20 protein-coding genes are annotated in these 21768 nt (G+C 44.1%); 10 read left to right on the plus strand and 10 right to left on the minus strand.

The window, feature by feature from the left end:
* A partial coding sequence (locus tag ACZIX4_RS19100) for an NAD(P)/FAD-dependent oxidoreductase (protein WP_463337253.1) occupies positions 1–1110 on the plus strand: 1110 nt, incomplete at its 5' end.
* Here ACZIX4_RS19100 and ACZIX4_RS19105 read toward each other — a convergent pair.
* Positions 1082–1375: a DUF983 domain-containing protein gene (locus tag ACZIX4_RS19105; protein WP_463337254.1), complete on the minus strand. Its 294-nt coding sequence runs from the start codon at positions 1373–1375 to the stop codon at positions 1082–1084. The two genes, ACZIX4_RS19100 and ACZIX4_RS19105, sit on opposite strands and share 29 nt — an antisense overlap.
* Before the next feature lie 167 nt (positions 1376–1542).
* Between ACZIX4_RS19105 and ACZIX4_RS19110 the strand changes: the two genes are divergently transcribed.
* On the plus strand, positions 1543–3462 hold the full coding sequence (locus ACZIX4_RS19110) for an ABC-F family ATP-binding cassette domain-containing protein (protein ID WP_463337255.1): 1920 nt from the start codon (positions 1543–1545) through the stop codon (positions 3460–3462).
* A gap of 73 nt (positions 3463–3535) precedes the next feature.
* Here ACZIX4_RS19110 and ACZIX4_RS19115 read toward each other — a convergent pair whose 3' ends face one another.
* The 5 genes from ACZIX4_RS19115 to ACZIX4_RS19135 all read right to left on the minus strand — a co-directional run bounded on the left by ACZIX4_RS19115 (position 3536) and on the right by ACZIX4_RS19135 (position 10840).
* Positions 3536–5296, minus strand: a complete 1761-nt coding sequence (locus tag ACZIX4_RS19115) for an aromatic amino acid hydroxylase (protein ID WP_463337256.1) — start codon at positions 5294–5296, stop codon at positions 3536–3538.
* A 366-nt stretch (positions 5297–5662) separates the two neighbouring features.
* Entirely contained in the window at positions 5663–7195 is a 1533-nt protein-coding gene (locus tag ACZIX4_RS19120) for a DUF7619 domain-containing protein (protein WP_463337257.1), read from the minus strand.
* 763 nt (positions 7196–7958) lie between these two features.
* Complete coding sequence (locus tag ACZIX4_RS19125; protein ID WP_463337258.1) at positions 7959–8528, minus strand: DUF4136 domain-containing protein; 570 nt, start codon at positions 8526–8528, stop codon at positions 7959–7961.
* Positions 8529–8606: 78 nt separating this feature from the next.
* Positions 8607–10595: a urocanate hydratase gene (locus tag ACZIX4_RS19130; protein WP_463337259.1), complete on the minus strand. Its 1989-nt coding sequence runs from the start codon at positions 10593–10595 to the stop codon at positions 8607–8609.
* A gap of 68 nt (positions 10596–10663) precedes the next feature.
* Positions 10664–10840, minus strand: coding sequence for a DUF5522 domain-containing protein (locus ACZIX4_RS19135; protein WP_463337260.1), 177 nt, complete (start codon positions 10838–10840; stop codon positions 10664–10666).
* Positions 10841–10868: 28 nt separating this feature from the next.
* Here ACZIX4_RS19135 and ACZIX4_RS19140 point away from each other — a divergent pair, with 28 nt between their 5' ends.
* The 3 genes from ACZIX4_RS19140 to ACZIX4_RS19150 all read left to right on the plus strand — a co-directional run bounded on the left by ACZIX4_RS19140 (position 10869) and on the right by ACZIX4_RS19150 (position 13027).
* Positions 10869–11198 carry a hypothetical protein gene (locus ACZIX4_RS19140; RefSeq protein WP_463337261.1) on the plus strand — a complete coding sequence of 110 codons (330 nt, stop codon included), beginning with the start codon at positions 10869–10871 and terminating at the stop codon, positions 11196–11198.
* A 132-nt stretch (positions 11199–11330) separates the two neighbouring features.
* Complete coding sequence (locus ACZIX4_RS19145) at positions 11331–11813, plus strand: DUF1761 domain-containing protein (RefSeq protein ID WP_463337262.1); 483 nt, start codon at positions 11331–11333, stop codon at positions 11811–11813.
* 47 nt (positions 11814–11860) lie between these two features.
* Entirely contained in the window at positions 11861–13027 is a 1167-nt protein-coding gene (locus ACZIX4_RS19150; RefSeq protein WP_463337263.1) for a GNAT family N-acetyltransferase, read from the plus strand.
* Here the strand turns inward: ACZIX4_RS19150 and ACZIX4_RS19155 are convergent.
* A complete protein-coding gene (locus ACZIX4_RS19155) occupies positions 13024–13902 on the minus strand; it encodes a diacylglycerol/lipid kinase family protein (protein WP_463337264.1) in 879 nt (292 codons plus the stop codon). The two genes, ACZIX4_RS19150 and ACZIX4_RS19155, sit on opposite strands and share 4 nt — an antisense overlap.
* 71 nt (positions 13903–13973) lie before the next feature.
* Between ACZIX4_RS19155 and ACZIX4_RS19160 the strand changes: the two genes are divergently transcribed.
* Together ACZIX4_RS19160 and ACZIX4_RS19165 are read left to right on the plus strand one after the other, a co-directional pair.
* Positions 13974–14942 (plus strand): App1 family protein, encoded by a 969-nt coding sequence (locus tag ACZIX4_RS19160; protein ID WP_463337265.1) that lies wholly within the window; start codon positions 13974–13976, stop codon positions 14940–14942.
* 79 nt (positions 14943–15021) lie between these two features.
* The gene (locus ACZIX4_RS19165) at positions 15022–15333 is read left to right on the plus strand and encodes a hypothetical protein (protein WP_463337266.1); all 312 of its coding nucleotides are present in this window, start codon (positions 15022–15024) and stop codon (positions 15331–15333) included.
* 42 nt (positions 15334–15375) lie between these two features.
* Here ACZIX4_RS19165 and ACZIX4_RS19170 read toward each other — a convergent pair whose 3' ends face one another.
* From ACZIX4_RS19170 to alaS, 3 genes are all read right to left on the minus strand, one after another.
* Positions 15376–15987: a DUF4230 domain-containing protein gene (locus ACZIX4_RS19170; RefSeq protein ID WP_463337267.1), complete on the minus strand. Its 612-nt coding sequence runs from the start codon at positions 15985–15987 to the stop codon at positions 15376–15378.
* Positions 15988–16013: 26 nt separating this feature from the next.
* Positions 16014–16970 (minus strand): GSCFA domain-containing protein, encoded by a 957-nt coding sequence (locus tag ACZIX4_RS19175; protein WP_463337268.1) that lies wholly within the window; start codon positions 16968–16970, stop codon positions 16014–16016.
* A 77-nt stretch (positions 16971–17047) separates the two neighbouring features.
* On the minus strand, positions 17048–19675 hold the full coding sequence (gene alaS, locus ACZIX4_RS19180; RefSeq protein WP_463337269.1) for an alanine--tRNA ligase: 2628 nt from the start codon (positions 19673–19675) through the stop codon (positions 17048–17050).
* 166 nt (positions 19676–19841) lie between these two features.
* On the opposite strand from alaS, the gene ACZIX4_RS19185 reads away from it, so the two are divergent.
* Genes ACZIX4_RS19185 through ACZIX4_RS19195 form a run of 3 tightly spaced genes read left to right on the plus strand, consistent with a single transcriptional unit; the run spans position 19842 to position 21766 of the window.
* On the plus strand, positions 19842–20819 hold the full coding sequence (locus ACZIX4_RS19185; protein WP_463337270.1) for a M23 family metallopeptidase: 978 nt from the start codon (positions 19842–19844) through the stop codon (positions 20817–20819).
* A complete protein-coding gene (locus tag ACZIX4_RS19190; RefSeq protein ID WP_463337271.1) occupies positions 20819–21148 on the plus strand; it encodes a MerR family transcriptional regulator in 330 nt (109 codons plus the stop codon). The genes ACZIX4_RS19185 and ACZIX4_RS19190 overlap by 1 nt, the downstream gene beginning before the upstream one ends.
* 18 nt (positions 21149–21166) lie before the next feature.
* Complete coding sequence (locus ACZIX4_RS19195) at positions 21167–21766, plus strand: LemA family protein (RefSeq protein WP_463337272.1); 600 nt, start codon at positions 21167–21169, stop codon at positions 21764–21766.
* Positions 21767–21768: the final 2 nt, after the last annotated feature.

Consider the following 21768-nt stretch of genomic DNA (forward strand, 5'->3'; position numbering starts at 1 on the left):
GTATTTCCCTGGAAACTATGGAGTTTTATCATTTTTGGCTCCAAATTCTCTTGTTATCTTTGCCGTATGAAAGACTTTATCATTGTGGGAGGCCACTTGGCCGGTATAGCATTTGCTGAAACAGTACTAAAAGACGGAAAATCCATCCTGATTATATCCGATAGCTCCCAAAATTCAAGCCTGGCAGCGGCAGGAGTGTACAATCCTGTTGTACTAAAGAGAATGAAGCCTACACAAGATGCTCTTGAGCATATAACTTACATGATGCCGTTTTATGAGGCTTTGGAGCATAAGTTAGGTTTGAAAATTGATCATAGGGTACCGTTATACAGAAAATTTGCCTCTGTGGAGGAGCAAAATATGTGGTTTGAAGCCATCGATAACCCAAAACTCACGCCATTTTTGCATCCGGAAATTATCCATGATAAATTTGAAGGTATTCCTTCACCGTTTGGATTTGGTAAAGTGTTGCATACCGGTTATATTGATACCAATACCTTAATTTCTTCGTACTGGGAGCATAGCAAAATTGCCGGCAATCTTTTAGAGGAAACTTTCGACTACTCAGTGCTTATAATCAACGAAAACTATGTTGAATACAAGGGTGTTTTGGCAAAACATATTGTTTTTGCAGAGGGATTTGGTATTAAAAACAATCCGTATTTCAGTTACCTGCCTTTAAACGGTACTAAGGGTGAACTTTTACTCATAAAAGCTCCGGATTTAAAATTGTCTGTGGGGATTAAAGCTGGATTATTTGTATTGCCTGTAGGCAATGACCTTTACAAAGTAGGGGCTACTTATGAGTGGGAGGATAAAACATCTATACCTACAGAGGCTGCCAAAAATGAATTGGTAGAGAAACTTGCCGAAATAATTACCTGTCCGTATCAAATAGTAGACCATTATGCTGGTGTAAGGCCTACAGTAAAGGACAGGAAGCCACTTATTGGTACACATCACCAATATAAGAATGTACACTTACTTAATGGCCTTGGTACACGAGGAGTAATGCTTGCGCCTTATATGGCAAAAGAATTATTTGACTCTATAGAAATGGGTGTGCCGGTTAAAAGGGAAATTAATTTGAATCGTTTTTCTGCTCTTTAATTTCGCGCCAGTCTTTGCGGTAATGGATGAAAAAGTTTATCCATATATTGCGGGAAATCCTCATGATATAAGGCATTAATACAATAAGGCCAACAATTATGGCTATAAACGATGTCTTGAGATCGGTGCCTATGAATACTGAGCAAATGATAAAAATAGCTATACTTATAGCCACACCCACACCATAGCTTACGTACATTGCCCCAAAAAAGAAAGACGGTTCTATTTTATAATGCAGGCCGCAGTGCGAACAATCATCATGCATTTTAAATATTTTGTCGAGGTTCCAGGGATTTTTGTACATATACATACTTTCCTGGTGGCATCGGGGGCAGGTTCCTGTTAAAATGCTATATAATTTGCTTCCTTTTTTTAACATTTGCAAAAAGTATTATCTTTCCACAAATTTACGATTTATAACGGCTATACAGAATGCTAAACATACATAATTTATCGGTTTCCTTTGGTGGAACGTACCTGTTTGAAGAAGTTACTTTCCGCCTTGGTGCGGGTGACCGTGTGGGCCTTGTAGGCAAAAACGGTGCAGGGAAATCGACCATGCTTAAAATCCTTTCCGGCGATATTAAACCCGATTCTGGGGTTATTGCTACAGAAAAAGAAGTTCGAATAGGTTTCCTGCGTCAGGATATTGACTTTATACCCGGGCGTACGGTGCTTGACGAGGCCTACCAGGCATTTGAAGATATAAAAGAGGTAGAGGGTAAAATTGATGTAATCAATCACCTATTGGCTACGCGTACCGATTATGAGAGCGAAGCCTACTCTAAACTGATAGAAGACCTTGGCGATTATACTCACCGATATGAAATCCTGGGAGGGTATAACTACGTGGGCGATACCGAGAAGATATTGCTGGGACTTGGCTTTAAACGTGAGGATTTTGATAAACTCACCGATACTTTTTCGGGAGGATGGCGTATGCGTATAGAGCTTGCCAAGCTACTCTTACAATCTAACGACGTACTGCTGTTGGATGAGCCTACAAACCACCTTGATATTGAGAGTATCATCTGGTTAGAATCATTCCTTAAAACATATCCGGGCGTGGTGGTTATCGTGTCGCACGATAAAATGTTCCTGGACAATGTAACCAACCGTACCATAGAAATTTCATTGGGTAAGGCATACGATTTTGCCAAGCCGTATTCTGAATACCTGATACTGCGTCAGGAGATCCGTGAAAAGCAGCTTGCCACACAAAAGAACCAGCAAAAGAGTATAGAACATACCGAGAAACTGATTGAAAAGTTCCGTGCCAAGGCTAGTAAGGCTTCAATGGCGCAGTCGCTAATAAAAAAGCTGGATAAGGTAGAGCGAATAGAGGTAGATGAAGATGATAACTCAGTTATGACCATTTCGTTCCCGGTATCGCAAACACCGGGCAGGGTAGTGGTGGAAGCTGAGCACGTTACCAAAAAGTATGGCGATAAGCTGATATTAAAAGACCTTAACCTGCTGGTAGAACGTGGCAGCAAAATTGCTTTTGTGGGGCAAAACGGACAGGGTAAATCAACCTTTGTAAAAGCAATTGTAAACGACATCGACTATACCGGTACAATAAAATTGGGTCATAATGTGCAGTTGGGTTATTTTGCGCAAAGCCAGGCGGAATATCTAGATGGTGAAATTACCCTGCTGGAGACCATGGAAAATGCCGCTACCGATACTAACCGCAGTAAAGTACGTGATATGCTGGGCGCATTCCTGTTTAGGGGAGATGATGTGGAGAAGAAGGTTAAAGTGCTATCGGGTGGTGAGCGTAACAGGCTGGCATTGTGTAAGCTGTTGCTTCAGCCGATAAACGTACTGGTGATGGACGAACCTACCAACCACCTTGATATTAAATCGAAAAACGTACTGAAGGCTGCACTTCAAAAATACGAAGGTACACTGCTTATTGTAAGTCACGACAGGGATTTCCTGCAGGGGATGAGCAATATTGTATATGAGTTTAAAGACCACAAAATAAGGGAATACCTGGGTGATATTAACTTTTACCTGGAGCAACGCAATATGCAAAATATGCGCGAAGTAGAAAAGCGTGATACTCCTGCACCGCAACCTGTAAAACAGGAAAAGCAAAAACAACAGCCGGTGAGTTTTGAAGACCAAAAGAAAACCAAGGCACTGCAAAACAAGCTGAGTAAAATAGAAAGCCAGATAAGCCAGCTGGAAAACGATATACAAAAGGACGACCGTGCATTGGCTGACCATCCTGAAAAACTGATGGGTGATGCATCATTCTTTAGTGCTTATGAGCAAAAGAAAAAAGACCTTGACGGCCTTATGGAAGAATGGGAAAAAGTGCAGGAAGAAATTGAAAATGCATAAACAGGATGTTCAACAACATACTTACAGGGAATAAAAAAGGCTCCTTTTCGGGAGCCTTTTTCGTGGGTTTGGATTAATTAACGCTTTCTTTTTCAAATATCAGCGAAAGCCCGTCGGTAATAAGGTGTGCTACCTTAGGGCGTTTTAACTTCAGTTGATCAAGGTGCTGCACTACTTCATCAAGCAGGGCATTGTTGTTTTTCGAATGGGCCAGTTCGGCAATTTCTACCGATAGGAGCCAGTCATCGTTATGTTTTTCCTTTAGTATGCCAAATATCTGTTCTATGCTAAGGGTTGCCGGTTTGCCTTCACGGATGTTGCGGATGTTTTGGTATAAGCTTTCCAATTCAATCCTTTCAGCTGTTTTTTTACCTTTAATGGTTTTGGAAGACGGCACATGCCCTACCAAATCAAAACTGTGTACATCAGCCGGGCCTGAGAAGGCAGAGATTACCTTCTTACCTACGGCCATATCGTATATACCCCATTCCGGCCTGAACAGCACGGTCTCATTATGTGTTACGGTACAATTTTTAAAGCTGATAAGGATTATCTTTCCTTGCAGGTTACGCTTGCCGGTAATGATTTCACCGGTAACGACAATATTGCCTTCAAACTCCAGCGTTACAGTTTCACCTTCGTAGATGTCGTACGCACGCAGGTCGCGCGGACTCATATCTTCTATAGACAGGTTAATTCCCTTAAGCTTTCCTACAGGGCTGCCAAAACCTTCAGTATGGTAATCAATACCGTGGCCTACAAGCTCTTTTTCCCTGTATGCCAATGCTGTGCCACCTGTTGTTTGCAGGTACACCGGTTTACCTTCACTTTCTATAACGTTTGTAAATATTCCCGAAACCTGCAGGCCGGTACTCAACTCTACTGTACCAAGCGCTTTACTGTGTATCAGTTTTTGCACCCCACTAAGGCCGCCGGTGCGTAGCGCCATTTTATTGGCAAACTCTTCCAGTACCAGGCTAAGGTGGGCAAAATCAGGTGTTACATACAGCTGTGGCTGTGGTTTTGTAATATCAAAACCCTGGTAGGCCGCATTAATTTCGTATGGTAGTTTCTTTACATTTTCAGTCATGCACCAGGCGCTTTCGCCAATAGACGACAGCAGTCCGGCACCATATATCTTAGGATTTTCCACCGTACCGATAAGCCCGTACTCTACCGTCCACCAGTGGAGGTTGCGTATCAGTGCCATTTCGCTCGGTTCGGCTGGTTCGTTTTGTAGCTCATCTACACGGCGACGAATGGCTTCTAATTCATCTATCGGGGTACCTTCGGCTTCCTCAAGTATCGAAAGCAGCCTTATGGCATCGTATATTTCATAATCACGCGCCGACGATATGGCCTTACAGCCTATTTCACCAAAACGCCTTAAATATTCGGCATATTCCGGATTGGCTATAATGGGTGCATGCCCTGCACCTTCGTGGATAATATCGGGGGCGGGGGTGTATTCTATATTTTCAAGCTGGCGGATGTCTGAAGCGATAACCAAAACATTATAAGCCTGGAATTCCATGAACGCATTGGGCGGGATAAACCCGTCTACCGCTACGGCAGCCCAGCCTATTTCCTTAAGGATGCGGTTCATGCCATACATACTCGGTATGCTGTCTACGCTGATACCGGTTTTGTTAAGCCCGTCCAGGTACGATTCGTGTGCCACACGGCTCAGGTAGTCTACATTTTTACGCATCACATAGCGCCACACCGCCTGGTTTATGGGCGTGTACTCTTCATAATCCTGAGGTTTTATGAATTGTTTCAGGTGCGATGGCAACCGGTCTACAAGCGGGTTGCTTTCAAATGCTGCGTCCATGAGTAGTGTTAGTGTAATGTTATCCTCGTAAAATTACGGAATTATTATTGAAGTTTGTAAAAAAATGAAGTTTATAACTTATTTCAAAACACATCGGCATTTTTGTTACAAAATAAATAAGAAAAGCCACAGTATACACTGTGGCTTTCAGGACAAAGTAATAAATGAAATTTAAGATAACATAAAACTACTCACCCGTACAGCCTACTCACTTACTGTACGTGCAATTTTTATATCAGATTTGTATCAAATATAATCAAGCAATACATCTATAAATAATTTATGCGGTGAAAACCTGATTTTTGCAGGTAAAACAAAAAAGCCGGGACAGCTGCCCCGGCGTACATAATATTATTTCTATTAGTTTTACTCTTTTACCAGCTTTTCTACAGCAGTACCTTTATCAGTAGCAACTTTTATAAAGTAAATACCAGCTGCACGGCCTGATACATCTACGGTAGCCGTTAGGCCACTTGCATTGGCAGCCTGTAGCAACCTGCCCTGTACATCGTATAACTGTACGGTTTGAATGGTGCTTTGCGCAGTAATGTTTACAGTACTCCTGGTTGGGTTAGGGTATAGTTTTACCGAAATGTCTTTGCCCGGGTTATTAGTATTCAATATTGCAAATGTCGTAGTAGCCTCATTGGTTACAATAGGCCAGTTGTAGTCAAAGTAAATGTCGGCCTGCTGGGTAACGCTGCTGTTTACAGCAAGGCTGTTCAGCGTTTTGATTTTAAAGGCCACATTGCCCTTGCCGCCGTTTGCAGCAAGGTTGATATTGTCAAATATAAACTCAGCCTTGTTATCCGTAATGCGTGCCTGCATGGCATGCGAGGCATCAAGTATCTGGAGTGTGCTGATGTCGTATTTAGTTGTATCAATTATATCTTTGACCACTACAAACGTAGCCGGTGCCGTTCCTGTGTTTTCAAAATTAATATTGTAGTGCAGGTATTCGCCTATTTTATCAGGGGAAACAACAGCCCCTTCAAGGCAGGTAATGTCATTCGGGTCAAATGAACCCACTACCGTTTGGGTATATTCAAATGTATTATCTGTCGGTGTTTCATCACCGGTAACAGGTGTAATGGTAGCAGTAAACGGCAGCACGTCATCTATGTTTACCGCCGGGGTTTCCATAGGGCTGTTTACATTAAGGGTAACAATTATTTCCCTGCTTTCAAAAGGGAGTAGGTTACTGTAACTCCATGTTAAACTTCCAGATGCAGATGCTGTTTCCACAGGCGATGCCGAAACATAATCCAATACATTATCGTTATAAGTAAAAGTTACGTCGCCACTCAGGGTCTGGTTGCCTTTGTTTTTGTAAACAATTTTGTAGATAGCATCAAAGCCTGGTTGGGCTGGTACTAACGGAAGGATACTTGCTTCAGCATCATTATGTACGCCGTTTGCTGTTACGCAAAAATTTTGTGTCACAGTATTATTATTGTTGTCGGCGAAAGTAACTGTCACTGGACTTGCCGTAAACCAGTCATTTTCAAACCGCGGTGTAACAGTAAACGTGCCAGCTTGCGTATAGAAATTATAAGCACCATTTGAAGTATATGAATATCCTGTAGTAGTACCATCGTTTATCTCTACAGTTGCGTAAGGCAATAATATATCTGAAGCATCGCAACCGTTATTATCAGCATCAAGAGTCGCTGTACCGGCTATCGTATTGTAATCGCCTCCTGGGGTGAAGTTACAGTAGGTACTTAAGACAATGTTCTCAGACAAATATTCAAAATTTTCGGCTTCTCCTTCATCTATACACACATAACACTTATATTGCGATAAAGGATTATAGCTTGTATGCACAGCAGTAGAATTAGGACTGTATAGATTATTACCATTTTTCAGGTTAATGAATATATCCTCTGTCTGGTTCATAAACCAAATGTTAAGTGATATTATATTTGGGCATCCACTTAAGTCAAAAGATGTCAGGCTGCTTGAATTTAACCACAAACTTTGAAAATTTGTATTATTACCTATAATAAGTGAAGTAAGACTATTCAACTCATTTAAATGAATATTGCTAAGATTCGGCACACCTGAAAAATCGAGTGACTGAACATAAGAATTTTGCATGGTAAAAGTTTGTAGTTGTGATAATCCGGACAAATTAATATTAGTTAAGTTATCAGCCGCAATAGAAACGCTCTGTAACTGATTAAGCCCAGACAAACTAAAACTTGTAAGTGAGTGAGCACTTGATATTTCAAGATTTACGAGCTGAGTATTTGCTGTTAAATCAATTTGGGTAACATAATCACAATTAATATGTAGATATGTAACATTAGTAAAGGCTTCCAACCCGGTAAGGTCTTGAATAGAACTTTCAATCAAATCATTTACAGTCAAATAATCTGTAAATGCTATTGCCTCACTTTCCTGTATTTCACCATCATTGTTTGTATCGATTGATGGCAAATAATTCAATAGGTAATTCTTAAAATTCGCATCAGGTATGTTTACAATCTGCGCACTGCTTACCCCTGCCACCAGCAGGAATAATAATAGTAAAGTTCTTTTCATAGATTTTATAAATTGGTTATAAAATAGATACCGGAACCGTTAAAAGGTTGCGCATAAATCATAAAAAAAGCCTGACTAAAATTCAGCCAGGCCCTTTCATATTGAAACTTGAAATTTATTTACTCTTTTGCGGCGGGAACTGCGTAAGTATTTGCTTAGCAAACTGGTTAATGCGCTCCTGCTTCTTGTCGCGGTTCTGGGTAAGCACACCGGTACCTATTCCCTGCCAAACCAGCTCTTTCTTTTGTGCATCTATAACGTCTACATAAAGTGTGCCTTCAGTCTGGGTACTTACAGACGAGTAACCGCCCCAGCCCCATGGGCCACCCCAACCGTAGCCACCCCAGCCCCAGCCGTAATATCCGCCCCAACCCCAGCCGCCGTAGCCGCCCCAGTTGTTAACGTTTACTTCTTTTGTGGCTTTGGTAAAAAAGTTTACATACACATCAGGCTTGTCGCTTTTGGTAAAGCCTTTAGCCGCCATTTCGGTTTCAAGGGCTTTCATAATGCGTTTTTTGTCAAGGTCGCTTATTTCGGCCTTGTCAATCCCATCCTTTAAAAAACCGTAGGTTTTGTAGGTGGTAAAATCAGCGGCATCGTCGTAGTCAGACCGCACACTGATACAGGCACAGCTTACCGCAAAAAGCGAAAGCAATAGCAGCGGGAGCATTTTTATCGTTCTCATAAGACAGATAGTAATAATATTAATTTGAGTTCATAGCAATTTGCATCCCGAAACCGTATCAGTGCTTATCTTGTATAATTAACCAAGCAGTGCGTCGTCTACCAGGTTCGGCAGTGTTACCTTAAGTAACGGCTGCTGTTCCATGGCACGTTTTATAGCGAAGATGGCCTCATCATTACGAGCCCAGCTACGCCTTGCAATACCGTTGTTTACGTCCCAGAAAAGCATTGATTCCAAGCGCCTTGATGCTTCAGTAGTTCCATCAAGAACCATGCCGAATCCACCGTTTATAACCTCGCCCCAGCCTACGCCGCCGCCGTTGTGTATGCTCACCCATGTAGCGCCACGGAAACTGTCGCCAATAACATTATGTATGGCCATATCGGCTGTAAAACGCGAACCGTCATAAATATTACTCGTTTCCCTGTAAGGCGAATCGGTACCGCTTACATCATGGTGGTCGCGCCCTAAAACGACCGGACCTATTTTGCCTTCGGCAATGGCTTTGTTGAAAGCGCTCGCTATGTTAATACGGCCTTCTGCATCAGCATATAATATACGCGCCTGAGAGCCTACTACCAGTTTGTTTTCCTGGGCACCCCTTATCCAGCGGATGTTGTCTTCCATCTGTTGGCGGATTTCTGCTGGGGCGGTCTTAGCCATCTCTTCCAATACCTGTGCGGCAAGGTTATCGGTAAAGGCTAAATCTTCCGGCTTACCCGAAGTACACACCCATCGGAACGGCCCGAATCCATAATCAAAACACATAGGCCCCATGATATCCTGCACGTAGCTTGGGTATTTAAAGTTAATACCGTCGGCCGCCATAATATCGGCACCCGCACGTGAAGCCTCTAACAGGAAGGCATTCCCATAGTCAAAAAAATACGTGCCTTTAGCCGTGTGCTTGTTAATAGCAGCTGCCTGCCTGCGTAGTGATTCCTGCACTTTCTCTTTAAATGCATCAGGGTTTTCAGCCATAAGGGCATTCGACTCCTCCAACGAAAGGCCAACAGGATAATATCCGCCAGCCCACGGATTGTGCAGCGATGTCTGGTCACTACCCAAGTCAATATAAATATTTTCGGTATCAAAGCGTTCCCATACGTCTACCACGTTGCCCTGGTAAGCTATAGAAACCACTTCTTTATTTTCCTTTGCTTTCAGCACACGGGCTACCAGTGCGTCGGTATCGGTTATTACCTCGTCTACCCAGCCCTGGCTGTGGCGTGTGTGTACCGCTTTCGGGTTAACCTCGGCACAAACCGTAATGCAGCCTGCTATATTACCGGCTTTTGGCTGTGCGCCGCTCATACCGCCAAGTCCCGAAGTGACAAATACCTTACCCGCAAGGCCTTCGCCATCTTTAGCTATTTTACGACCGCCATTCAGCACCGTAATGGTGGTGCCGTGCACAATGCCCTGGGGCCCAATGTACATATAGCTACCAGCAGTCATTTGCCCGTATTGCGATACACCCAAAGCATTGAATTTCTCCCAATCATCAGGTTTGCTGTAATTAGGAATTACCATACCGTTTGTAACCACTACCCTTGGCGCTTCCTTATGCGACGGAAACAACCCCATAGGGTGCCCGCTGTACATAACCAGCGTTTGTTCGTCGGTCATTTCGGCAAGGTATTTCATGGTCAGGCGGTACTGCGCCCAGTTCTGGAATACTGCCCCATTACCACCATAAGTTATTAGCTCATGCGGGTGCTGTGCCACTGCCGGGTCCAGGTTATTCTGGGCCATAAGCATAATGGCTTTCGCCTGAAGCGACTCGCCCGGGTACTCGTCTATTGGGCGGGCATACATAGCATAATCCGGCATTAGGCGGTACATGTAAATGCGCCCGTAGGTTTCCAGCTCATGGCTGAATTCCTTTATCAGCTCTGCATGATGCTGCGGCTCAAAGTAACGCAGGGCATTGCGCAGGGCCAATTTCTTTTCGTCAGCACTCAGTATATCTTTACGTTTCGGGGCGTGGTTCACCGCCGGGTCATACGGCTTTGGCTGCGGCAAAACTACCGGAATCCCCTCAAGTATCTGTTCTTTAAAAATCATGTCTTATGTTTGTTGTTTATGGTTTATTGTTCATGGTTCGAGGGTGGCCAACAACTGACAACCAACAACTATTTTTTAAATTCTCCCGTACGCTTATCGTACCCATACGGGCAGTGCCTGCATCCGCTTTTACAGCAGTAGCCGCGTTTCAGGTGCCAGGCTTCGGTAAACACCTTATAGCCTTCGGGCGAAAGGTAATAATCTTCGCCTTCTGTTAATTTATTTCCAAAAATTCCGCCACTCATATACGCAAATTTAGGAACTTTACACAAAATGATAGTAATAGCCTCAAAATATTTAGTCCCTAAGGGTTATAGCGGACTTACGCTGTTCCCGTTTGTTTTCGTTCGGGATAAAACCCTTGCCACTAACCCTGTTTTACTGAACCACGAACGCATCCACCTGCGCCAGCAAGCAGAGCTTTTGGTACTGCCGTTCTACATTTGGTACGTAACAGAATACTTCATCCGCAGGCTGCAATATCGCACATCAAAAGAAGCTTACCGTAACATCAGTTTTGAACGTGAGGCGTATGCCAATGACAGGAATATGGAGTATTTAAGCCGCCGTAAATGGTATGCTGCTTTTGGCTATTTGAAATAAAATGCTCTTCTGTAACACAGAATCTTTGTAATCTCTCTGAGTGGCTCTGTGTAATAACTCTCATAAACCCCTAACAACCAATTGATTTTAAAACCATATATTTGTTATACATAAACACTAAAACAAACAATTATGCACATTAATTTCCTTGCCGTCCTTGTAGCGGCAGTTTCCACATTCCCGGTTGGGTTTATATGGTACAACCCAAAAGTTTTCGGCACTATATGGATGCGCGAAGCCGGTGTAGACCCCGATGCTGCCAAAAAAGCCAATATGCTTAAAATATTCGGGCTTACGTTTATTTTTGCATTCCTGCTGGCTTTTGTATTGCAGTTCCTTACCATTCACCAGTTTGGCGCTTACGGGATGATAGGTGGTGGCGCTATGACTCCAAAGCCGTCTTTTGACGCTTTCATGGCCGACTACGGTCATGCTTACCGCACCTTTAAACACGGTGCACTGCATGGGTTTATGGCGGGCATCCTTATGGCGCTGCCTATTATTGGCACCAACTCCCAGTTTGAAGGCAAAAGCTGGAAATACATCCTTATAAACGCAGGCTACTTTACGGTATGCTTTACTATTATGGGTGGCATTATCTGCGCATGGGAATAAAAATTTCATAACTTTGTAAGACCTCCCTTCGGGGAGGTTTATATAATATGCCTACTCACAAACTGCACTACAGGCTTTATAGCACCGTAGCTTCCCTGCCGGACAACTGGGATGCACTGGCGCAAAGCAACATATTCCTTTCCAAAGCGTATCTTTCGGTTTTGGAACAGTCGGCCCCGGAAAACCTGACAGCCCATTTTATCGGCCTGTTTAAGGGTGATGCTCTGTGTGGCATTGCACTGGCGCAATACATCAACCTTAGCGACGTAAATACTCTTGGCCAGCGCGAAAAAGGCTTTTGCGTGAAGGAATACCTGTTCAAGAAATTCAGTTCGAAGGTGCTGGTTTTGGGCAATAACATGCTTACCGGCCAAAATGCCTATCTGCTAAATGATGATGTGGATGAAGTTGCTGCCTTAGCCCAGTTTGAAAAGGCGCTGCATGCACTGAAAAAATACTACCGCAAACAGTGCGTGTACATCAACCTGATTACAATTAAGGATTTTAACGAAAGTGAATTCCCAGATTTTGATGCGGCAGGTTATACGGGTTATTTCAAGTTCTGCACCCAGCCGAACATGATTTTTTCAAGGAAGGAATATTGGGAAAACATGGACGATTACCTTGCTGCACTAAGCACCAAATACCGCACCCAGTACAACCGTGCGCGTAAAAAGGCGGCAGGTATTGAAAAAAAGCAACTGAATTGTGAAGAAATAAAGGCGCACAGCGAGTGCATACAGCAGCTGTACCTTACCGTAGCCGGAAATGCATCGTTCAATACGTTCCACCTGCCGGAAGACCATTTTTATACATTCAAGAAACTGCTGGGCGATAACTTCCGTTTTTACGGTTATTTCCTTGATGGGAAACTGGTAGGCTTCAATACCCTTATAAAAAACGGTGCCGATATGGATACGTACTTTTTAGGTTACGATGCGGCCATCCAAAAAGAAAAAATGCTGTACCTGAACATGCTGTACGACATGGCAGCCTATAGCATCAACAAGCAGTTCAGCCATATTATTTACGGGCGCTCGGCTATGGAAATAAAAAGCTCGGTAGGCGCGCAGGCCGAACCTGTGTACGGTCTTATAAAACACACTACACCGCTGATCAACCGTAGTATGGAATGGCTGTTCAACTATTTCGACCCGAAAGTACAGTGGCACGAACGCAGCCCTTTTAAAGCCGAACAGCCCGTTACGGTTTAAGGTACCGCCACACGCATTTGGCGGTGCAGTATCTTAATATCCAGCTTTTGCTCTTCACCGCAAAACTCCCCGTCTATCTGGAAACTTACCGGCATGTTGGTCGTTATTTCCGCTGCTTCGGTTGAAATAATGTGTACGTGCTCTTCATCCTCAATAGGCATATTTCCGGTGAGTATACGGCCTATAAAAAACAGGTCGAGCGACTTTAATATCACAATCTCAAATTTGCCGTCGTCCATTTTACCCAAAGGGTTTATGGTAACGCCTGTGCCGTACTTTTGGGTATTGGCTATCACCACCATACGTGCCTCGCTTTGCAGGGTTTCGCCATTGGCAGTAACCGTTACCATAAACGGGTCGCCCAACTCCTTATACGTAGTAAATGCATGTATGGCATAGCCCAGTTTGCCTCGTACGTTGCCGCTTTCGTAGTTCTTTATCAATTCGGCATTGGCGCCAAGGTCGCTCAGGTGCAGGCTTTTTTTGCCGTTAATGCACACCATATCCATTTCTATGGAATCACCATGAAAGGCTACTTCCAATATATCTTCAATATCCGTTGGCAAATTCAGGTCTACCGAAAGCCCGTTGGCACTACCCGCAGGCAATACGCCCACCACAACATCGTGGTGCCCTATGGCTTCACCTGCCAGTTTTATGGTGCCGTCGCCCCCGGCCACAAGTATGCGTTCGGGGGTGTGTTCTTCGTATAGTTTCTGTATTTTGGCCCCGTCATTTTTGCCTGTAGTTTCGTAGATAATGATTTCAATTCCCTGTTCTGAAGCAAATTGCAGCACCTGCTCTTTCAGTTCCGTTTTGTCGTTTCCGCCCGATATAGGGTTAATTATTAGCAAAAATTTCTTTTGGGTAGGCATTAGTATCGATTTTTGAACTAAATTTAAGTAAAAGGAACTTTCACGCTTCTTATAAAATTGATAAAATTTTGATGGAACCCATACTCAGGCTTTATCGCGGCTATGCCAACGACCAGGAATTTATAGTATTCGGGCATGTGTTTCGCCCTAATACTGCAAATGGCTATGAGTTTGAGAAAAAGCGTTTTAAGAATGCACGTTCTGTACTTAAAATGTTCCTTGTAAAGACAATCCCCAACACCGAAGTGTTCCTGGAACATAACGGACAAAAAATACGCACCAAAACCCTTGCCGACGGCTATTTTAAATTCTGTATACCGTTAACGGAAGGACTAGCCTATGGATGGGCCGACTATTACGTGAGTCTTAACTACAATGGTGAAGAAATTAGGGAGAAAGGCACCTACGTGCGTCCGCATGAGGGGACATTGGGATTTATATCGGATATAGACGATACGTTCCTGGTTTCACATACGCGGAATTTCTTCAAGAAGATTTACATTTTGCTGTTTAAGAATATTTACAGCCGGAAGATATTTGAAGACGTGGTGCCACACTACCAGGCGCTGAGCACGGCAGGGCGTAATAATAAAGATGAGCAGAATGCTTTCTTCTACGTATCGAGCAGCGAATGGAACCTGTATACTTTTATTGTGAAGTTCACTACCAAGCACGATTTGCCACGTGCGGTACTGCTGCTTAAGGATATAAAAACCAGCCTGATGGATTTCCTTGTTACCGGGCGCGGCAACCACAGCCATAAGTTTGACAAAATAAAACACATACTGGAGTTTTACCCGCACCTTCAGTATACCCTGCTGGGCGACGATTCCCAGCACGATCCTTTCTTGTATGAAGATGTGTGCAAAATATTCCCCGTCACGGTTAAGGCGGTGTACATACGCCAAACCGGGCACAGCAAAAAGCCCAAGGCTGAAAAGGCGGTTAAGAATATAGAGAGTATGGGAGTGGCCGTGTGCTACTTTAAGGACAGCAGCGATGCCATAGCACACAGTAAACGTATCGGGTTGATTAAGTAAGTTTTAAGTTTGCCTTAGGTTTATTTTAGGGTTACGATTTGTAATTTTATGATTACTAATAACCTAAAATGACAACATCATGAAAAAGGCATTATTAACCGCAACGGCAGCCGTATTATTGCTGGCTTCCTGCAAACAGAAAGAAGAACCGGTAGCCCCGCCACCTGTAGACCCGGCCCCGGTAGAAAAACCTGTGGCCCCGGCTCCTAAGCCCGAACCGCAGACGAATACCACGACAACTACAACCACTACTACCACAACTGCTGAAGACCCTGACGGTACATCGGTAAATGTGAGCAAGGACGGTTTCAGCATCAAAAGTAAAGACGGCGATAATAAGAGCAATGTAACCATTACCAAAAAAGAGGTAACAGTAGAGAAAAAACAGTAATAAAAACTATCCCCATTTCGGTTTAATGAAATGGGGATAGTTTTATAGTAGTACATCAATATTCTTATCGTTTACCTGCTCGCCGTTGTATTGCAGTTTCCAGCCCATGCTGTTGGTCAGGATTAATATCTTGCTCAATTCGCTTATCAGGCGGTTTTGTGCATTGGTCTTTAAAGTGCTTTTCTCAATCTTCTTGCGCATGCTTTCCTTTACCTGCTTGCTTATCTTATTATAATCGTCGCCGGTAAACTCATTGAAAGTACTCTCCTGAATGTCGTAAAACTTAATATCGGGAGAGATTTTAATCTCCTCTTTTGGGATGTTTGTAATGGTAATGGTTTTATTCTCCTCGTCTATATCATACTGCACCTGCCTTAGGTCATAGCTTACAGTGGCCTCGGCATTAACAATAACCAGTGCTTTCTTTTCAAACGAAAGGTAATCGCCAAGGTAATTCTCCTTGTTTTTATAGGTTACCACCTCGCTGAAGTGTCCTTCGGTAACCACCAGCTTACCCACGTTTTTTATCTGTTGCTGTATCATGGCCGACTCCTCAAAGGTGGTGCCGTCGCCGTCTTTTTTAAATTCACAATAACGGAACGCAAGCAGTATAAGGATTACTGCCGCTGTGCCGATTAGTATTTTCTTTAACATTTTGTTTTGGTGTAAATTTGGTACCCTTAAAATTGTATGTGCGGATGCTGTTGCTGTAGTATAGCAATCTTTGTGCCGAGGTTTTCCAGAAACTTTTTGTGGCTGTCAGATTCCGGGTTAAACGGGCGGTGCTGTAGGCTCTTTTGTATGTTGTCGGCCTGCTTCATGGTTTGCTGTGCTTCCTCGCTAACCCAGTTTTGGGCAAAGCGTTCCCATATATAATCAATGGCTACCTGGTTTGGGTGAATCATATCCTCGGCATAAAAACGGTAGTCACGCAGCTCGTCCATCATTATTTCGTAAGAAGGGAAGTACAGCCCCCTAACCCCCGGAGGGGGAACTTGCAACGTGGCATGCAGGGCTGAGATGAGGTTGGCCTTGCTCCATTGGTTTTCGGTAAAACCATCTTTTATGTGACGTACCGGCGATATGGTGAATATCACTGTTGCGGTATGGTTTACCTGTGCTATTAGTGACAGGATATTTTGCAGGCTGTTGCCAATGGTGGCTACATCAAGCAGTTCTTTTGTAAAATGTTTTTGCGGAACCTTATGGCAGTTGGCTACCAGTTCACCGGTTTCAGTAAGGCGATACACCCATGCAGTACCAAGGGTTATGTTAATGTGTGTAGCAGAAACAATTGCATCACGCAGGGTCTGGCAGGCCGTGTTGAGATTGTGGATTAATTGTTCTTTATCAGGGTTGCTCAGGTCACTGTGGGCGTCATAACAGTGCCATAGTTCGTTGTGTTGAAAGACATCAGCGTCAGTGAAGGTCTTGTTTTCTACAGCAAAGCGGATTACCTTTTCCAGTGCCAGCGGATTGAACAGTATGCCAAACGAGTTGATGGTATTTTGAAACTTAAAATAATCAAACTTCTGCCCGATATTCACGGCAAAGCACGACCCCAACGATAGTATGCGTGAGTTGTAGTCTATCTTAGGATTGCCTTCCTGTAGTGGTACCGGTGTGCTGAACTGCATGTGCTTTTTTAGCAAAGTTAATTATAAAAAACAAAGCCCTCCGAAAAGAAGGGCTTGTAATATATCAGAGTGAAAAACTACTTCACATAGTTAATGGCTGCTGCAAGTGCTTCAGCTACACCGGCCGGGTTTTTACCGCCAGCAGTTGCAAAGAATGGCTGTCCGCCGCCGCCGCCTTGTATAAACTTGCCCAACTCGCGTACTACAGTACCTGCATTAAGGCCTTTTTCGGCAACAAGCTCCTTGCTTACGTAACAGGTAAGCATCGGCTTGTCTTCATTTACGGTAGCCAGTACAAGGAATAGGTTTGTGCCAAGGTTGCCCAACTCGTAAGCCAGGTCTTTAGCACCTGTAGGGTCAAGGTCTACCTGTTTGGCAAGGAACTTCACGCCGTTTATTTCCCGTAGCTCGGCGGCAAGTTCGCCTTTCAGGTTTTTCGCTTTCTCTTTAAGGAGTGCTTCCACCTGTTTTTTAAGTTTGGCGTTTTCATCCTGTAATGATACGACAGCTTTAAGCGTATCCTGCGGATTTTTAAGGGTAGCCTTAATTTCGTCAAGGGCTTTTTCCTGCGATGCAAAGAAGTCCTTAACCGCAGTGCCGGTAATCGCCTCTATACGGCGGATACCTGCTGCTACAGCGCTTTCGCTTATTATTTTAAAGTACCATATATCGGCAGTGTTCTTAACGTGTGTACCACCGCAAAGTTCCATGCTGTCGCCAAATTTAATGGCACGTACATTGTCGCCGTATTTCTCTCCGAATAGTGCCATGGCACCTTCTTCAACCGCCTGCTTAAACGGAATGCTCCTGCGCTCTATAAGCGGCAGGTGCTCCTGTATGCGGGTGTTTACAAAAGCCTCAACTTCGGCAAGCTCGGTATCGCTCACTTTTGCAAAATGTGAAAAGTCGAAACGTAAATATCCCGGACTTACAAGCGAACCTTTTTGCTCCACGTGTGTACCAAGGATGCTGCGCAGTGCCTGGTGTAGCAGGTGTGTAGCCGTGTGGTTGCTTTGGCTTTCATCGCGTAGGGTAGCGTTTACCTTAGCTACAAAACTGCCGTTTACATTTTCAGGAAGCGACTTGGTTATATGCAGTATAAGGTTGTTCTCTTTTTTGGTGTCAAGGATTTCAATGCTCTCGTTAGCCGATTGCAGTACGCCTTTATCACCTACCTGGCCACCACCTTCCGGGTAGAAAGGCGTAGCATCAAGTACTATCTGGTATAGCACACCGTCTTTCTTAGAATCTATCTTACGGTAGCGCGTTATTTTTACGTCATTCTCCAGTTGGTCATAACCAACAAAGCTTTCGGTATTGCCGTCTACAAGGATAACCCAGTCGTCTTTAGCCACTTCGTTAGCGCCACGGCTGCGTTCCTTTTGTTTTTGCAGTTCGGCATCAAAGCCAGGCTTGTCATATGTATAACCTTTTTCTTTAAGGATAAGCGCAGTAAGGTCTTCCGGGAAACCGAAAGTGTCATATAGTTCAAATGCCTTAGCACCACTCACTTCAGTACCTGTAGTTTCTGCCACTACATTGTCCAGTAGCTGAAGCCCCTGGTCCAGGGTGCGCAGGAACGAGGCTTCCTCCTCACGGATAACATTGGTAACAAGTGTTTGCTGTGCCTTTATTTCCGGGAAGAATTCGCCCATCTGTGCAGCAAGTACAGCCACAAGCTCATTGATAAATGGCTCTTTTTTGTTAAGGAAAGTAAACGCGTAACGGATAGCCCTCCTCAATATCCTGCGGATAACATAACCCGCACCACCGTTGCTTGGCAGCTGTCCGTCGGCAATGGCAAATGCCACCGCACGTACGTGGTCTGCCACCACACGGATGGCTATGTTTATTTTTTCTTCGTCTTCGTTAGCAGCCTTAATAGTGTATTTAGCACCGGTAGGGGTTTCTATTTTGCTGATAAGTGGTGTAAACACGTCTGTGTCGTAGTTAGACGTAACACCCTGTAGCACCATACAAAGGCGCTCAAAGCCCATGCCGGTATCTACGTGCTGTGCAGGAAGTTTCTCCAGGCTTTTGTCGGCCTTACGGTTAAACTCCATAAATACGTTGTTCCATATTTCCACAACCTGGGGGTGGTCAGCGTTTACAAGGCTCTTGCCAGATACCAGTGCTTTTTCCTCCGCAGAACGGATGTCTACGTGGATTTCACTACAAGGCCCACATGGACCCTGGTCGCCCATTTCCCAGAAGTTGTCTTTTTTGTTGCCAAGGATAATACGGTCTTCATCTATCAGTTCTTTCCAGATGTCCCACGCTTCCTGGTCAAACGGTACGTTTTCTTCAGGGTTGCCCTCAAAAACCGAAACGTACAGTATGTCTTTCGGTATGCCGTACACTTCGGTAAGCAGTTGCCATGCCCAGTTTATGGCCTCTTTTTTAAAGTAATCGCCAAAGCTCCAGTTGCCCAGCATCTCAAACATGGTGTGGTGGTAGGTGTCAAAGCCTACATCTTCCAGGTCGTTGTGCTTTCCGCTAACGCGAAGGCATTTTTGGGTATCGGCTATACGCTTGCTTTTCGGCGTGCCGTTGCCAAGGAAGAACTCTTTAAACTGTGCCATACCACTGTTGTTAAACATCAGGGTAGGGTCGTCTTTGGTTACAATAGGGGCAGAAGGGACAATAAGGTGGCCTCTTTCTTCAAAAAATTGCAGGAATTTTTTCCTGATATCCTGGGATTTCATGCTCGTATGAAAGTTTGTTTTTTAGCTTAAAAATATCTGTAAAATGGCCTGGCAAACTAAATAAGTAGTGCCGTAACCGTAACATTTCTTACATTTGCTCGTTATGCAATGTACCTCATGGTACGGTTTTTTCCGTTAAGGTGCAAAAATAGAATAAATTAACCACATGGCGAAGGTAAAATATTATTACGACCCCGAAAAGCTGGCCTTCCATAAGATAAGGATCAGGAAAAGCCGCAAGGTAGGCGTGGCGTTGCTGTTTTTAACGGCGTCGGCGCTGTTCGGGTTTTTGTGTTTTGTGGTGCTGCTTAATACGCCGTTTTTTGAAACGCCAAAAGACAGGCTGCTTACCCGTGAAATAGACAACATGAAGCTGAAATACGAACTCCTTAACCGCAAGGCTGCCCTTATGGAGGAAGCCCTGGGGAATGTGGAGGAGCGTGATAATAACCTGTACCGTACCTACTTTAATGCTACACCGATAACTGAAGAGCAGCGTAAAGCGGGCTTCGGCGGGGTAAACCGTTATAAGGAGCTGGAAGGCTATAACAACAGCGACCTTGTAAAGAACACTACAAAGCGTATTGATGTACTGAGCAAGGAAATAGTGGTGCAAAGCCAGAGCCTTGACGAAATAGCCAAACTGGCCAAAGACAAAGAAAAACTGCTTAGTGCCATACCGGCCATTCAGCCTGTTAAAAATGAAGACCTCCGCCAGATGGCATCGGGGTTTGGGTACAGGAGCGACCCGTTTACCAAAGTGCGTAAGTTCCACGCGGGTATGGACTTCAGTGCGCGTACCGGTACGGTTATCTATGCCACCGGAGACGGCGTGGTGTCGGCGGCAGATAATAAAATGTCGGGTTACGGAAATCGTGTGGTAATCAACCACGGCTACGGCTACCAGACGCTTTATGGACACATGAGCAAATTTGCCGTAAGGGCAGGGCAGCGTGTAAAACGCGGCGATATTATAGGCTACGTGGGCAGTACCGGCCGAAGCGAGGCGCCCCACCTGCACTATGAAGTGCATAAGAACGGCACGGTGGTAAACCCGCTTAATTTCTATTACGGCAATATTTCTGCAAAAGAATACGTATTAATTGCTAAATTAGCTAACCAGGAAAACCAATCGCTTGACTGATGCATATCGATCTGCCTGAAAAACGCTATTACAGTATTGGCGAACTTGCCAAAGCCTTCGACGTTAATGCGTCGCTCATCCGCTTTTGGGATAAGGAGTTTGATATCCTTAAACCCAAAAAGAACGCGAAGGGCAACCGTATGTTTACCCCCGAAGATGTAAAGAACCTGGAGCTTATATACCATTTGGTAAAGGAGCGTGGCTTTACGCTGGACGGCGCCAAAGTGCATTTAAAAGAAGGTCAGAAAAAGACTATGGATAAGTATGAAATTATCCGTAAATTAGAATTGGTGAAAACACAGTTAATCAACATAAAAAAAGAACTTTAATAAAAAAACAAACGAGAAATGAAAAAGTGGTTAATACCGGTTATAGTAATTGTGGCTATTATAGGCATAGGTTTCTTTTGGGTAATGGGCATAAAAAATACGGCTCTTGAAAGAAGCCAGGATGTAAATTCGGCCTGGGGTAACGTGCAAACCGACTACCAGAGGAGGAATGACCTTATAGGTAACCTTGTGAAAACCGTACAGGGTGCTGCCGATTTTGAAAAAAGTACACTAACCGCTGTTATAGAGGCCAGGGCTAAGGCTACTTCGGTTACCATAGACCCGTCTAATGTTACTCCTGAGCAGCTTGCCGAGTTTAACAAAGCGCAGGGTGGTGTTTCTTCTTCACTGTCAAGGCTTCTTGTAAGTGTGGAGAATTATCCTGAACTTAAAACAAATGAAAACTTCCTGAAATTGCAGGATGAGCTTGCCTCTACAGAAAACGAAATACGTACATCGAGGGTGCGCTTTAACGATGCTGTAAAGGAGTATAATAAGTATGTGTTGCGTTTCCCGAATTCAATGTTCCTTGGCGAGTATAAGGAAAAACCATATTTTGATGCTGTAGAAGGCGCTGATAAGCCTGTAGATGTAGAGTTTAACTTCGACAAAAAATAAGC

Source organism: Flavobacterium niveum, assembly GCF_055231775.1.